This is a genomic window from Allobosea sp. NPDC055332, assembly GCF_053645455.1.
Genome location: NZ_JBSHMO010000001.1, coordinates 1,317,424 through 1,331,235, shown reverse-complemented (window position 1 = coordinate 1,331,235; position 13,812 = coordinate 1,317,424). Strand labels below are relative to the sequence as shown.

Sequence of the window (13,812 nt, the reverse complement as noted above, 5' to 3'; positions counted from 1 at the left end):
CCGGACGACCCGCGCCTTTCGCCAGGCAATCCTCCCGCAAGCTCGCGGCTCATAACTGGATACGAGGCTCCAAAAAATGGAGTCGCCTCCAAAAAACAGGAGCCGCAGCCCAGGACTGCAACTCCCTTCAGTTAGATTTTTCAATGACTTGGTATGTGGCACAGGGGTTGCTGAGGCGGCGCGCGGACTGGCTGGAGCGCAGCAGGCATGAACTGGCAGGCAATCGTCGATTTCGACGGGACCATCTCACGCGAGGATACGACCGACCTCGTGCTGCAGCGCTTTGCGGAGTCGGGCTGGGAAGAGATCGAAGCCGATTGGGTCGCCGGCAAGATCGGCTCGCGCGAATGCATGCAGCGTCAGGTCGCACTGCTGCACGCCTCACCCGACGTATTCGACACCTTTGTGTCCTCGCTGGCGATCGATTGGGGCTTCGCCGCGTTCGTGCGGCTGTGCCAGCGCGCCGGGATTCCGGTCACGGTCGTTTCCGACGGGCTCGACCGCACCATCCATGCGCTGCTCGGCCGCGCCGGTTTGAGCGGCTTGACGGTCGTCGCCAATCATATCGAGCCGCTACCGGGGGACCGTTGGCGGCTGACCTCGCCGCATGCCGATCCCTCCGGCGGCTGTGCCAGCGGCACTTGCAAATGCCGCGTCGCCAGCAGCCTCAGCCGACCGCTGACCCTGCTGGTCGGCGATGGCCGCTCGGATTTCTGCGTGGCCGGCCAGGCTGATCTCGTTTTCGCCAAGAACAGCCTGATCGCGCATTGCCGCGACAACGGCATCGGCCATCGCCCGTTCAACACCTTCTCTGAGGCCGTCGGCCTCCTCGAGACCCTGCTGTCGGAAACCACCACGGAACCGGCAGCCCCTGCACGCAAGGACATGATCAATGGATGACGGCTTCACCCTGCTCGACCGCGCCGAACCGGTCGATGTTTCCTCCGCGCCGGCGGCGACGCTGGCCGAGGAAGAGGCCCGGCTGCTCGCGCTCGAAGCCGAATACTGCTCGCATGGCGATACCGTCCACTACACGCAGTTCCCGAAGATCTTCTCGGGCTGCGAGGGCTCGTTCATGCTCGATGCGGCGGGCAACCGCTTCCTCGACCTGCAGATGTGGTACTCGGCCGTCAATTTCGGCTACGCCAATCCGCGCCTGAACAATGCGCTGAAGCGCCAGATCGACACGCTGCCGCAGGTGGCGAGCCAGTATCTGCACCGCGAGAAGATCGAGCTCGCGGCGATGATCGCGCAGGATGCGCAGCGCAAGTTCGGCACCAAGGGGCGCGTCCATTTCAATGTCGGCGGCGCCCAGGCGGTCGAGGATTCACTGAAGCTCGTCCGCAACGCCAAGCAGGGCAAGAGCCTGATGTTCGCCTTCGAGGGCGGCTATCACGGCCGCACGCTCGGCGCCTCGGCGATCACTTCGTCCTATCGCTATCGTCGCCGCTTCGGCCATTTCGGCGAGCGCGCGCATTTCATTCCGTTCCCCTACCATTTCCGCGGTCCCAAGGGGATGAGCAAGGAGGAGTACGGGCATCACTGCGTGCAGCAGTTCGCCCGCCTGTTTGAGAGCGAATACAACGGCGTCTGGGATCCCAAGGTCCGCGAGGCCGAATATGCGGCCTTCTATGTCGAGCCGCTGCAGGGCACGGGCGGCTACGTCATTCCGCCGCCGAACTTCTTCATCGAGCTGAAGAAGGTGCTCGACCAGCACGGCATCCTGCTGGTGGTCGACGAGATCCAGATGGGTTTCTACCGGACCGGCAAGCTCTGGTCGATCGAGCATTTCGGCGTGCAGCCGGACGTGATCGTCTTCGGCAAGGCGGTCACCAACGGGCTGAACCCGCTCTCCGGCATCTGGGCCAAGGAAGAACTGATCAACCCGACCGTGTTCCCGCCGGGCTCGACCCATTCGACCTTCAACGCCAACCCGCTCGGCACCGCCGTCGCGCTGGAAGCGATGAAGATGATGGAGGAAGAGGACTACGAGACCATGGTCATGGCCAAGGGTGCGTATTTCCTCGAAGGCCTGCAGGGGCTGAAGCGTCGGCACAAGATCGTCGGCGAAGTCGACGGGCTCGGCATGGCGCTGCGGATCGAGATCTGCGAACCGCATGACAGCTTCACCCCGTCGAAGCGGCTGGTCGACCTGATGTGCGACGAAGGCATGAAGGCTGATCTCGAAGCCGGCGGCAAGCGCTACGGCCTCGTGCTCGACATCGGCGGCTACTACAAGAACGTCATCACCCTCGCGCCGGCATTGACCATGAGCTATGCCGAGATCGACCTCGCGATCGAGCTGCTCGACCAGCTCTTCGCCCGCGTCGCCAACGCCTGAGCCAGTGGAGACGGGCCTTGCGCCTGCGCGTGATCGACCTCGATGGTAGCGTGGCGGCGCAGGAGCCGCTGCGCCGGCGCATCGACGCCGGCACGGCCGCGTGCATCGAGGCTGCCGACCTCGCCGGCGCCATGCGCATCGTCGCGGGCCGCCGGGCCAAGGCAGAGCTGTTGCAACGCCTTGAGCAACGCGACGGCGGAGGGCAGGGCGTGCCTGTCTTCTTCTACGGCTCCGGCGATTTCCATCACGTCACCTCGGTGCTGCTGAGCCGCGTCGAGGAACCGGTCACGGTCGTGCATTTCGACAACCATCCCGACTGGGTCAGCTTCCCCGCCACGGTGAACTGCGGCGCCTGGGTCAACCGGGCGCTGGAGCTGCCGCAGGTCCATAAGGTCGTGACGATCGGCCCGTGCAGCGACGATCTCGTGCGTCCGGAATGGCAGTTCGCCAATCTCCGGGCCGTGGCCGAGGGGCGGATCGCGCTCTATCCCTGGCGACATGCGCCCTCGCGGGTGTGGGGACGCTATGGCAAGACCGCGAGCTTCCGCCAGGAGAGCGGCCACCTGCACTGGCGCAATCTCGCCGACGAGGATTGGTCGGATTTCCTCGCCGAGCTGATCGCGGCGATCCCGACTTCTGCCGTCTGGCTGACGATCGACAAGGACGTGCTCGGGCCGGGCGAAGCCTGCACCAATTGGGACCAGGGCGAATTGCCGCTGCGCCATCTCCTCGCGGCGGTCGAGCGGCTGGCAAGCGAGCGCCGGATCGTCGGGACCGATGTCTGCGGCGACTGGTCGGAGCCGCGCTTCAGCGATCCGTTCCGCGCAACGCTCGCCTATTTCGACCACCCGCCGCGCTTCAGGCCGACGCCCGAGCAACTCTCCGTCAATGCCCGCATCAATGCGAGCCTGATCGACTGCTTCCAGCGGGTGCTGTCATGAATACGACGATCATCCTCTGGTTCGTGGCGTCGATCATCTGCGACGTCGCCGGCCAGATTTTCTTCAAGATCGGCGCCGACCGTCTGCCGCAAGGCGCTGATTTCCGGACCACGGCGGCGGCAGTGGCACGCTGCGGCTGGATCACCGCCGGGCTCGCGACCTATGTCGCCGAGTTCTTCATCTGGCTGCGCATCCTGGCGGAAGTGCCGCTCTCGATCGCCTTTCCGATCGCCAGCGCCAACTTCCTCGCCATTTCCCTGGCCAGCGCCGTCTTCCTCGGCGAGCGCGTCGGCCGGCGGCAATGGCTCGGCTCCTTCCTCATCACTTGCGGCGTCATCATCGTCGCCAGAACAGCCTGACGGACATGTTCCGATGACCAAGCGCGATTTCAGTGTCCGCCTCGCCGGGGACCGCACCGGCTTCCTGCTCATCCACGGTCTCGGCGGCACGCCGGTCGAGCTGCGCTTCGTCGCCCGCGCGCTGCACCGGGCCGGCCATACTGTGCATTGCCCGCAGCTCGCCGGGCATTGCGCCGGGGAGGCGGAGATCCTCGCCACCGGCTGGCGGGACTGGACGCAGAGCGTTTTCGATGAGCTCGAGCGCATGCGCGAGATCTGCGACACGGTGATCGTCGGCGGGCTCTCCATGGGCGCGGTGCTGGCGATGCATGTCGCCGCCCAGCGCCCGAAGGAGGTCGATGGACTCGCGCTCTACGCGCCGACCTTCTGGTACGATGGCTGGTCGATCCCGCGTTATGCCTTCCTGCTGAAATGGTTCATCAACACGCCGTTCGGGCGGCGCTACAGCTTCGTCGAACGCGAACCTTATGGGTTGAAGGACACCCGCTCCCGCGCTCTTGTGGTCTCCTCGCTGACGAGCGGCGACAGCTCGACCGCCGGCCTGCTCGGCACCCCTTCCGGCGCGCTGAAGCAGATGTGGGACCTGATCGCGGTCACCCGCCGCGAGCTGTCTCAGGTCAAATGCCCGGCCTTGCTGGTCCATCCGCGCGAAGACGATATCGCCGACCTCAGGAACGCCTTCGAGATCCAGCGCAAGCTCGGCGGGCTGGTCGATGCGGTGATCCTTGACGACAGCTATCACCTCGTCACCATCGACCAGCAGCATGACATCGTGATCGAGCGCTCGCTGGCGCTGGCCTCGCGGCTGGCCAAGGCCCATCGCCCGGTGGCCCCGCTGCGTGTCGTGGCAGCCGAATGAGCACGCCCGAAGGCCGTATCCTGGCCGGCATCGCGGATATCTCCGCTGCCGCCTGGGACGGCTGCCTACCCGGCGAGGCCGAATGCCATGCCTATTACACCGCCTGCGACGCAGTCGCCGCGCAGACCGGCGTCGGCTTGCGCATGGCGGCCGCCTGTGTGGAATCTGACGGCAAGGTCGTCGCGGTGGCGCCGTTCTTCCGGTTGAACTACCGGCTCGACACGCCGCTGCAGGGCAAGCTCAGGAGCTTCGGCGACGCCCTGTTCCGCCATCTGCCGGGGCTCGTCACCCTGAAGGTGCTCTGCGTGGGCTCACCCTATGCCGAGCGCTGCCATCTCGGCTTCTCGCCGAAGCTCGATGCCGCCGGGCGTGCCGCTGCCTTCCAGGCGCTCGCAGCCGCACTGGAGCGGCAGGCCGCCGAGGAGAAAGCGCATCTCGTGGTCTGGAAGGACCTCGCGCCGGCCGAGGAACAGGGCTTCGGCGGCGTCCTGAAGCAGGCCGGCTTTGCCCGGCTTGGCAGCCTGCCAGTCGCGCTGCTCGACCTGCCCTTCGCCGACGAGGGCGCCTATCTCGCCGCGCTCTCGACGGCGACGCGCAAGGACATCAGGCGCAAGCTCGCCAAGGCGGGGGAAGTACGCATCGCCTTCCATACCGACATCACCGGGCTGGAGCCAAAAATCGACGCGCTCTACGAGGCGACGCGGGCCCAGAGCGGGCTCGATTATGGCGAGCTCGAAGTGCTGCCGCCCGGATATTTCGGTGCGGTCTCGCGCGCGCTCGGCGAGCGTGCGGTGTTCGTGCTCTACTGGATCGGCGAGGAACTCGCGGCCTTCAACCTGCTGCTGGTCGAGTCCGACCGGGTGATCGACAAGTTCCTGGGCATGCGCTACCCGCTGGCCCGCGAGCACAATCTCTATGCCGTGAGCTGGATGGCGAATGTCCGCTTCTGCCTGGAGCGTGGCATCCACAAGCTCCAGAGTGGCCAGACGGCCTATGCCTCGAAGCTGCGCTTCGGCAGCCGGCTGGTGCCCTCGACCTTGCAGGTCCGGCACCGGCTCGCGCCGCTGCAATGGGCGCTGCGTTCCTTGAGCCCCTGGCTCGGCTTCGAGCGCTTCGACCCCGATCTTGCCGCAATCGCCCGAAAGAAGGCCGCATGAGCAGCATCTCGCCACCGGCAAGCAATGCATGGGGTCGCCAGCTGGCGATCTGGCTCGCCTTCATCGTGCTCGACACCGCCACGCAGCTTGCCTTCAAATGGGGTGCTGACGGCATCGGCGACATGGAATTCGGCCTCGCGATGATGGCGAAGGCTGTGTCGTTGCCAGGCGTTTGGGTCGCGACGCTCGGCTATATCGGCGTCTTCGTCGTCTGGATGGCGATCCTGCGCGACATGCCGCTCAGCCGTGCCTTCCCGATGACGGGACTGGTCTATGTCACAGTTCCGCTGTTCGCCTGGTTCACCTTCGACGAACACATCGATCTGGTTCGTGCAGGCGGAATCGCGCTGATCATCGCAGGCGTGTTTCTGCTCGGGGGTGACGAATGAGACGGGGATTTGGCCTTGGACTTGGCCTGATCTTGCTGGTTGCGACCGCGCTGATCGCGGCGCTGCCGGCCTTGGCCGATCCGATGACCGACATCGTCGGGCGCTGGCGCGATTCGGACGGCGAGTCCGAGATCGCCATCAGCCGCTGCGGCCCGGCATTATGCGGCAAGATCGTCTGGCTGAAAGAGGAACGCTTCGACATCTACAATCCCAATGAGGGGCTGCGGAAGCGCTCGCTGATGGGCATCCAGGTGCTCTCCGGCTTCAAGCCGGCCGCGAAGGGGGCGCTGGAGGGCGAGGGCTACAATCCCGCCGACGGCAAGACCTATCGCACCACGCTCGAGCTGACATCGGCCCGGAGCCTGGTCATGCGCGGTTGTGTGCTCGGTGGCCTGATCTGCGACGACGACATCTGGTCGCGGCAGCCGTGACGGCAGTTGAAGCGATACCGCCTGCCGGCGGTTGGAGGTGAAGGGAACGAGCTCGGTATGTCGATGCGGATGACATCGCTCAGGTTCAGGCTGGTGATCGGCTTCATGCTGGTCAGCGTGCCGGCGATGATGGCGTCCGCCTACATCGCGGCCAGGCTGATCTCGGACGCCTTCGAGGAGAATGTCGAGCAATGGCTCGGCGAGACCTCGCGCTTCTTCGCCCTCGAGATCGCCGAGGCGACGCAGGAGGCGCAGCGCGTCGCGGGCGTCATCGGGCATCGGCTGGAGCAGGCCAGCGACGAGCACAAGATGCAGAAAACCGTCGAGCGCGAGTTCGCGGTGCTGAGCTCGGTCGGCTACGATCTGATCGCGATCTATCGCCCCAGCGGCGACGTCCTGTTCAAGACCCGCGACTTCAGCAGCCTGAGCCCTTTGCCGGCGGAGACCAGCCTCGGCCTGTTCCGGATCGAAACCGACGGCAAGCGCTGGATCATGGCGGGCGCCGTTCAGGCCGTGCAGATCGGCGGCCAGCCGGCCAATATCCTGGTCGGGACCTGGCTCGACGAAGGTTCTTTCGGCGGCATCAAGGTGGTGACCTCGCTGGAGATACGGCTCTTTGCCCTGTTCAATGGCCAGCTCGAAACGGTGATGCAGACCCATCCCGACCGGACGACCGCGGTGCCGCAAAACGTGCGGGCGAGGCTCGAGACGGGAGAGGAAGGCGTCTTCGATTCTGCGGCCGACGGCGGCGCCTACCGCGCTGTCTATTCGGGCCTGCGCGGCATCGACGGTGAGCTCGCGGCGATCAGCTTCATCGGCATGCGCAGCGAGGCGGGCTTCTTCGAGCAGCTCGGCCGGGAGAGCCTGTTCCTCGGCATCTTCCTGCTCGGCAGTGCGATCTCGATCGTCGTCGGCATCCTGACCTCGGACCTGCTGGTGCGGCCGCTGCGCGCGCTGACCCATGGCGTGCGGGCGATCGCGGGCGGGGATTTCGGCCAGCGTGTCTCGGCGGGCGGCGGGCGCGAGATCGTCGAGCTGGCCAGCGGTTTCAACGGCATGGCCGAGCAGCTCGGCAAGCTGCAGGAACTCGAAGCGGAGTTGAGGCGCCGTGACCGGCTCTCGGCGCTCGGGCAGGCGGCGATGGTGATCGCCCATGAGGTGCGCAACCCGCTGGGAATCATCAAGACCTCGACGGAGGTGGTGCGCAACCGGGCCAAGCTTGGCGGCGCCGAGGAGAAGATGCTCGGCTATGTCATCGACGAGGTCCGGCGCATCGAGACCCTGGTCCGCGATTTCCTCGACTTCGCCCAGCCGAAGCCGCCGGTGAAGGTGGAGCTGCCGTTGCGCGCGGTGATCGACCGTGTCGCGGCGATCGCGGCGCCGGAATTCAGCCGCCAGAAGATCGAGCTTTCGGTCGAGGACCATAGCGGCGCCGCGACCGTCCTCGGCGACCCCGACCAGCTGTACCAGGCTTGCCTCAACCTGATCCTCAACGCGATCGATGCCATGCCGGATGGAGGCAAGATCGCGGCGAGCGTGAGCGCCACCGACGAGACGGTTTCACTGACCATCCGCGACGAGGGGGCCGGTGTGCCGGAGGCGATCCGCCAGGAAATATTCAACCCGTTCTTTACGACCAAGGCCAAAGGCACCGGGCTCGGGCTCGCCAAGGTGCAGACCGTGGCGGAGGCCCATGGCGGCAGCACCTCCTGCGTCTGCGTGCCGGGGCGAGGCGCCGCCTTCACCATCACGCTGCCGCGGGCGAAACCGGGAGTGGCAGCATGAGCCGTTCCATCCTGGTGGTCGACGACGAGGTACGGCTCGCCGACGTGCTGGCCGCAGCGCTGGAGGATCTCGGCTATCGCGCCACGGCGGTGCACAGCGCACGCGCGGCCCTCGTCGAGCTCGAACAGGCGCGCTTCGATCTGGTGCTGACCGACCTCAGGCTGCCGGTGATGGACGGGCGCGCCCTGTTGCGTGAGGTCCGCAGCCGCTGGCCGGAGGTCCCGGTCATCATCATCACCGCCTTCGCGGCGGTGCGCGACGCGGTCGATCTCGTCAAGGAAGGGGCCTTCGACTACATCGCCAAGCCCTTCGAGATCGACGACGTCTCGGCCACGATCAGGCGGGCGCTGCGCCTGGCCGATGTGGTACGGGACAATGAGCGGCTGCGCAGCGAGCTCGAAGGCCGCTACAGCTTCGATACGCTGGTCGGCAACAGCGCCGCCTTCCGCCGCGTGATCGAGCAGGTGACGGAAGTCTGCGAGACCAAGGCGACCGTGCTGCTCAATGGCGAGAGCGGCACCGGCAAGGAGTTGGTCGCCCGCGCGATCCACTTCAACAGCCCGCGGCGCGACAAGCCCTTCATTGCGGTCAACTGCACGGCGATTCCCGAAGCCCTGCTGGAGAGCGAGCTCTTCGGCCATGTGAAGGGCGCCTTTACCGGGGCCCTCGCCAATCGAATCGGCCGTTTTGCTGCCGCCGATGGCGGCACGCTTTTCCTCGACGAGATCGGCGACATGCCCCTGCCGGTCCAGGCCAAGCTGCTGCGGGTGATCCAGGAGCGCAGCTTCGAGCCGGTCGGCGCGACCCGGACGCAGACCGTCGATGTCCGCCTGATCGCCGCGACGCACCGGGACATGCGCCAGGCCGTCGACGGCGGCAGCTTCCGCGAGGACCTGTTCTATCGGCTGAATGTCTTCCCGATCCAGCTGCCACCGCTGCGCGACCGTGCCGACGACATCCCGCTGCTATCCGCACATTTCCTGACCGAGCTGGCGGAGGGAATGGGTAAGCGTGCGACCGGTTTCTCACCGGCCGCCATGACCGCGATGGCCGCCTATGACTGGCCGGGAAACATCCGCGAGCTGCACAATTGCGTCGAGCGGGCGGTGATCGTCGCCAAGACACAGACGATCGACGCGGCGGACCTGCCGCAGGATCTGTTCAGCGGCAGCCGCCGCACCGAACGGGATGGCCTGCCGCGCGATCTCGATACCGAGCTCGAACGGATCGAGCGCGATTTCATCATCGAGGCGCTCAGGCGCAGCGACGGCGTGCAGGTCAGGGCTGCAAAATTGCTAGGCATAGCCGAGAGAAGCCTTTGGCATCGGATCAAGAAACTCGGTATCAAGCTGGGCCGCGCGATCGCGGACTGACTACGGGACGACTATCCATGCCTGCTCCTGCTCGTCCCGAACACCTTCGCTTCGGCTTGCGCCGTCGCCCAGCCGTCGTGGCGGGTGTCATCGCTTTGACCGTCCTCGCGAGCGGGGCGGCGCTGGCGAACGATGATGACGACAAGCGAGCCGTGACGGATCCGACCCCGGCGAAGGGCTGGATCATCACGCTGGGCGGCTCGTTCGAGGTGGGGCCGAAATACGACGGGTCGAACTCGGCCGGCCCGTCCTTCATGCCGTCGATCTCGTGGCGCAGGGCCGGTGAGCCGGCGGGCTTCAGCGCCCCTGATGACGGCCTCGACTTCGCGCTCTACGAAACCGATCGCTTCAGTGTCGGCGTCGTCGGCAGCTACCGTGCCGGCCGCTATTCCGGCTCGAACGCCAGGCTTTTTGGCTTGCGTGACGTGCCGTGGTCGATCGAGGCCGGCGCCTTTGCGGAATATTGGCTCGTTCCCGAGCGGCTGCGGACACGCATCGAGGTTCGCCAGGGCTTCAACGGCCATCACGGGGTCGTCGCCGATCTCTCGGCCGACTGGGTGGAAAGGCTCGGCAGCTTCACCTTCGCCGTCGGTCCGCGCCTGTCGCTGGGCAGCGCCTCGTTCATGCGCCGTCAGTTCGGCGTGCTGCCTTATGAGGCTACGCTCAACGGAACGGTTGCGGCCTACAGGCCTGGCGGCGGCGCCAAGTCGGTCGGTCTCGCCTCGTCGGTGGAATATGCCTGGTCGCCGAGCTTCTCGACGACACTGTTCGCGCGCTATGACCGGCTGGTCGGAGATGCCGCCAAGTCGCCGCTGGTCGATACGATCGGCCAGCGCAACCAGTTCTCGGTCGGTATCGGCGCGAGCTATTCCTTCCACGTCGGCGGCTGAGGCCGAGGCTCAGGGCACCAGGATCACGCCCGAGCTCGCGAAAGAGAGCCAGACCGGCGTGCCCGGCGCCAGCATGTCGTCGACATCATGGCTGATGACGAAGAGCTCGCCGACGGCGGTCTCGATCATCAGGTCGAGATGATTACCGAGATAGGCGCATTTGCGGACGCTTCCCGGTAGCGAGCCCTGGCTCTCATGGCGCGAGGCCAGGAGGCTCTGCGGCCTGATCGCTGCCTTGGCCGGGCCCGGCTGCAGGCCGCGCGCGGGCAATGAGACGCTGGCCGGCCCGATCGCGACCTCTGCGCGCCCGTCTGCGACTGACTTCACGGTGACGTCGACCATGTTGGCGTCGCCGATGAAGTCGGCGACGAAGGCATCGGCCGGCTCCTCATAAAGCTGGCGCGGCGTGCCCTGCTGGGCGATGCGGGCGTTCGACATCACGATGATGCGGTCGGAAACGGCGAGCGCCTCCTCCTGATCGTGGGTTACATAGGCGACGGTGAGATTGAGGGTCTGCTGCAGCTCGCGAATCTCCTCGCGCACGCGCCGGCGCAATTTGGCGTCGAGATTGGAGAGCGGCTCGTCGAAGAGCAGCACCTGCGGCTCGAGCACGAGGGCGCGCGCAACGGCGACGCGCTGCTGCTGGCCGCCGGAGAGCTCGGAGGGGTAGCGCTTCTCGAAGCCCTTGAGGCCGACCAGCGCCAGCTTCTCCAGCGCCATCTCCTGCGCCTTGGCCTTGGGCAGGCCCTTCACTGTCGGGCCATAAGCGGTGTTGTCGAGCACGTTCATATGCGGGAAGAGCGCATAGGACTGGAAGACCATGCTGACGTCGCGATCGGCGGCGGAGAGCCGGGTGACGTCCTTGCCGCCGATCAGGATCTCGCCTTCGCTGGCGATTTCCAGGCCGGCGATCATGCGCAGCGTCGTGGTCTTGCCACAGCCGGAAGGGCCGAGCAGCGTCACCAGCTTGCCGGCCTCGATCGAAAAACTGACATTGTCGACCGCCGTCACCGCGCCATAGCGCATGCTGACATTGCGGAACTCGACTGAAGCTGGGCCGGCCTTGGGCATGGCTTATCCTTGTTTGATCGGCTCGGCGGCGGAGGAGGCGAGGGCGGGCGTGCCGCGCCGGCCGAGCTTGCGCTCGCCGACGCCGAGCTGGATCAGGCTGATACCAAGCGCCATGACCACGATCAGCACCGAGGAATAGGCGATGGCGAGGCCGAACTCGCCAGCCTCGACCCGGCCGACGATATAGGCGGTGGCGAGGTTGTATTCGGCCGAGACCAGGAAGATCACGGCGCTGACCGTCGTCATGCTGCGTACGAAGCTGTAGACCAGCGCGGCGACGAGGGCCGGGCGCAATAGCGGTAGCACGACCCGCCAGAGCGTGGTGAAGCTGCGGGCCGAGAGCGTCGCCGAAGCCTCGTCCAGGCTCTTGTCGATCTGCGACAGCCCGGCGATGCCGGAGCGCACGCCGACCGGCATGTTGCGGAAGACGAAGGCGATGACGAGGATCAGGCCGGTGCCGGTGATCTCGACCGGTGGCACGTTGAAGGCGAGGATATAGGCGACGCCGAGCACGGTGCCGGGAATGGCGAAGCTCAGCATCGTCGCGAATTCGAGCGCGCCGCGACCGGCGAAGCGCTGGCGCGTCAGCAGGTAAGCGGTGAGCAGGCCGATGAGCGCCGTCAGCGGCGCCGAGATCGCCGCGAGCTTCAGCGTGGTGAAGAAGGACGGCCAGGCCGAGCCGTCGAAATAGAGCCCGCGGCTGAAATCGATCGAGAAGCCGGTGATGTAGTGCTGCAGCGTCGGGGTGTGGTCGCGCCCCATCGTCTTCACGAAGCCGCCCATCAGGATGACGATGTAGATGACGGCGGTCAGCGCTACCCAGGGGCCGATCACAAGCGCCGAGATCCAGGTGATCCGGCGCGGCAACGGCGTCGGCAGGCCGGAATCGCCCTTGCCGGTGACCGTCGTGTAGGACTTGCTGCCGAGCCAGCTTTGCTGCGCCCAGAAGGCGGCGAGCGTGAAGCCAAGCAGGACGACGGCGAGGACCGCGGCCTGGCCCTGATTATGCGCGGCGCCGACAACGGCGAAGAAGATCTTGGTCGAGAGCACCTCGAAATTGCCGCCGAGCACCAGCGGGTTGCCGAAATCGGCCATGCTCTCGACGAAGCCGAGCAGGAAGGCGTTGGCGAGGCCGGGGCGGAGCAGTGGCCAGGTCACGGTGCGGAAGGTGGTCCAGCGCTTGGCACCGAGCGTCTGAGAGGCTTCTTCCAGGCTCGGCGCAATGCCTTGCACGACACCGATCAGCACGAGGAAGGCGATTGGCGCGAAGGCAAGGACCTGGGCGAGCAGGACGCCGGGCAGGCCGTAGATCCAGCGCGAGCGCGGCACGCCGAACCATTCGAACAGGAATGTCGAGAACAGGCCCGAGCGCCCAAAGAGCAGGATCAGCGCCAGGCCGATGACGAAGGGCGGCGTGATGATCGGCAGCACGGTGAGCAGGCGCATCGCGCGCTTGCCCGGCATGCCGGTGCGCAGGATCAGCAGCGCGCATGCGAGGCCGAGCAGGGTGGTGATGAGGCCAGTGAGGACGGCGAGGATCAGAGTGTTCCAGGCGACGCCGCAATTGGTGTTGGCGCTGAGGCAGCCCAGTCCCCAGATCGTCGGGCTGAACAGGCGCTCGACGAATTCGCCAAGCACGAGGGCGCCGCTGGAATCGACCAGCGCGCTGCGCAAGATTACCGCGACGGGCAGGAAGATGAACAGTGCGATCAGCATGATGACGATGCCGATCGAGGAGGTTGTGAACAGGTCGCCACGGCACAGGCCGCGATAGGCGAGGCCGTGGCAGAGCAACAGCAGCAGCGAGACCAGGGTGATCAGCGCGCCGAAGCCCATGCCGGGCTGGGCCGCCCCGGCACCGCCGAGCAGGGCGGCCAGTGCCGGCATGCCCTGGTCCTTGAGCGTGACGGCAAAGCCTTGGGCGAAGAAGGCGACAAGGCCGATGAAGCCGATCCAGGCCAGGAGCTTGCCGGTGCCGGCATTCTCCTGCCGGAGGCTAAGCAGGCTGGCGAGGACGAGGGCGATGCCAATCGGGGCGAGCCAGGGCGCCGCCCCCGAGAGCACGAGCGCCAGCGCCGTACCGGCCTTGCCGAAGGGATAGCCGGTAAGGCTCATCCCCTCGGGTAGGTACCAGGGGATGAGCGCATAGCCGAGCCAGCCGGCCAGCAGCGCAAGCCTCGTTGCGGGACGCATGGTCTCTCGCCTCTCGTCTCAGA

At 66.4% G+C, this 13,812-nt stretch carries 13 protein-coding genes; 11 read left to right on the top strand and 2 right to left on the bottom strand.

Going from position 1 to position 13,812, the window contains the following annotated elements; all coding sequences use genetic code 11:
* Nucleotides 1-207 precede the first annotated feature (207 nt).
* The 11 genes from ACWIGM_RS06835 (at nt 208) to ACWIGM_RS06785 (ending at nt 10,525) form a co-directional block, all read left to right on the top strand.
* Nucleotides 208-900 (top strand): MtnX-like HAD-IB family phosphatase, encoded by a 693-nt coding sequence (locus ACWIGM_RS06835; RefSeq protein WP_454025138.1) that lies wholly within the window; start codon nt 208-210, stop codon nt 898-900.
* Nucleotides 893-2,341, top strand: coding sequence for an aspartate aminotransferase family protein (locus ACWIGM_RS06830; protein WP_454025137.1), 1,449 nt, complete (start codon nt 893-895; stop codon nt 2,339-2,341). Before ACWIGM_RS06835 ends, ACWIGM_RS06830 begins: the two co-directional genes overlap by 8 nt.
* A 17-nt stretch (nt 2,342-2,358) precedes the next feature.
* Nucleotides 2,359-3,282, top strand: coding sequence for an arginase family protein (locus ACWIGM_RS06825; protein WP_454025136.1), 924 nt, complete (start codon nt 2,359-2,361; stop codon nt 3,280-3,282).
* A complete protein-coding gene (locus ACWIGM_RS06820) occupies nt 3,279-3,641 on the top strand; it encodes an EamA family transporter (RefSeq protein ID WP_454025135.1) in 363 nt (120 codons plus the stop codon). The genes ACWIGM_RS06825 and ACWIGM_RS06820 overlap by 4 nt, the downstream gene beginning before the upstream one ends.
* A 13-nt stretch (nt 3,642-3,654) precedes the next feature.
* Entirely contained in the window at nt 3,655-4,500 is an 846-nt protein-coding gene (locus tag ACWIGM_RS06815) for an alpha/beta hydrolase (RefSeq protein WP_454025134.1), read from the top strand.
* Entirely contained in the window at nt 4,497-5,657 is a 1,161-nt protein-coding gene (locus ACWIGM_RS06810; RefSeq protein ID WP_454025133.1) for a GNAT family N-acetyltransferase, read from the top strand. Before ACWIGM_RS06815 ends, ACWIGM_RS06810 begins: the two co-directional genes overlap by 4 nt.
* Nucleotides 5,654-6,046, top strand: coding sequence for a DMT family transporter (locus tag ACWIGM_RS06805; RefSeq protein ID WP_454025132.1), 393 nt, complete (start codon nt 5,654-5,656; stop codon nt 6,044-6,046). Before ACWIGM_RS06810 ends, ACWIGM_RS06805 begins: the two co-directional genes overlap by 4 nt.
* Nucleotides 6,043-6,477, top strand: a complete 435-nt coding sequence (locus tag ACWIGM_RS06800) for a DUF2147 domain-containing protein (RefSeq protein WP_454025131.1) — start codon at nt 6,043-6,045, stop codon at nt 6,475-6,477. The genes ACWIGM_RS06805 and ACWIGM_RS06800 overlap by 4 nt, the downstream gene beginning before the upstream one ends.
* 63 nt (nt 6,478-6,540) lie before the next feature.
* Complete coding sequence (locus ACWIGM_RS06795; RefSeq protein ID WP_454025130.1) at nt 6,541-8,262, top strand: sensor histidine kinase; 1,722 nt, start codon at nt 6,541-6,543, stop codon at nt 8,260-8,262.
* Nucleotides 8,259-9,635, top strand: a complete 1,377-nt coding sequence (locus tag ACWIGM_RS06790; protein WP_454025129.1) for a sigma-54-dependent transcriptional regulator — start codon at nt 8,259-8,261, stop codon at nt 9,633-9,635. The genes ACWIGM_RS06795 and ACWIGM_RS06790 overlap by 4 nt, the downstream gene beginning before the upstream one ends.
* A gap of 17 nt (nt 9,636-9,652) precedes the next feature.
* Complete coding sequence (locus tag ACWIGM_RS06785) at nt 9,653-10,525, top strand: MipA/OmpV family protein (RefSeq protein WP_454025128.1); 873 nt, start codon at nt 9,653-9,655, stop codon at nt 10,523-10,525.
* Between the two features lie 9 nt (nt 10,526-10,534).
* Here the strand turns inward: ACWIGM_RS06785 and ACWIGM_RS06780 are convergent, their stop codons facing one another.
* Nucleotides 10,535-11,596, bottom strand: coding sequence for an ABC transporter ATP-binding protein (locus tag ACWIGM_RS06780; RefSeq protein ID WP_454025127.1), 1,062 nt, complete (start codon nt 11,594-11,596; stop codon nt 10,535-10,537).
* Between the two features lie 3 nt (nt 11,597-11,599).
* A complete protein-coding gene (locus ACWIGM_RS06775; RefSeq protein WP_454025126.1) occupies nt 11,600-13,789 on the bottom strand; it encodes an ABC transporter permease in 2,190 nt (729 codons plus the stop codon).
* Nucleotides 13,790-13,812: the final 23 nt, after the last annotated feature.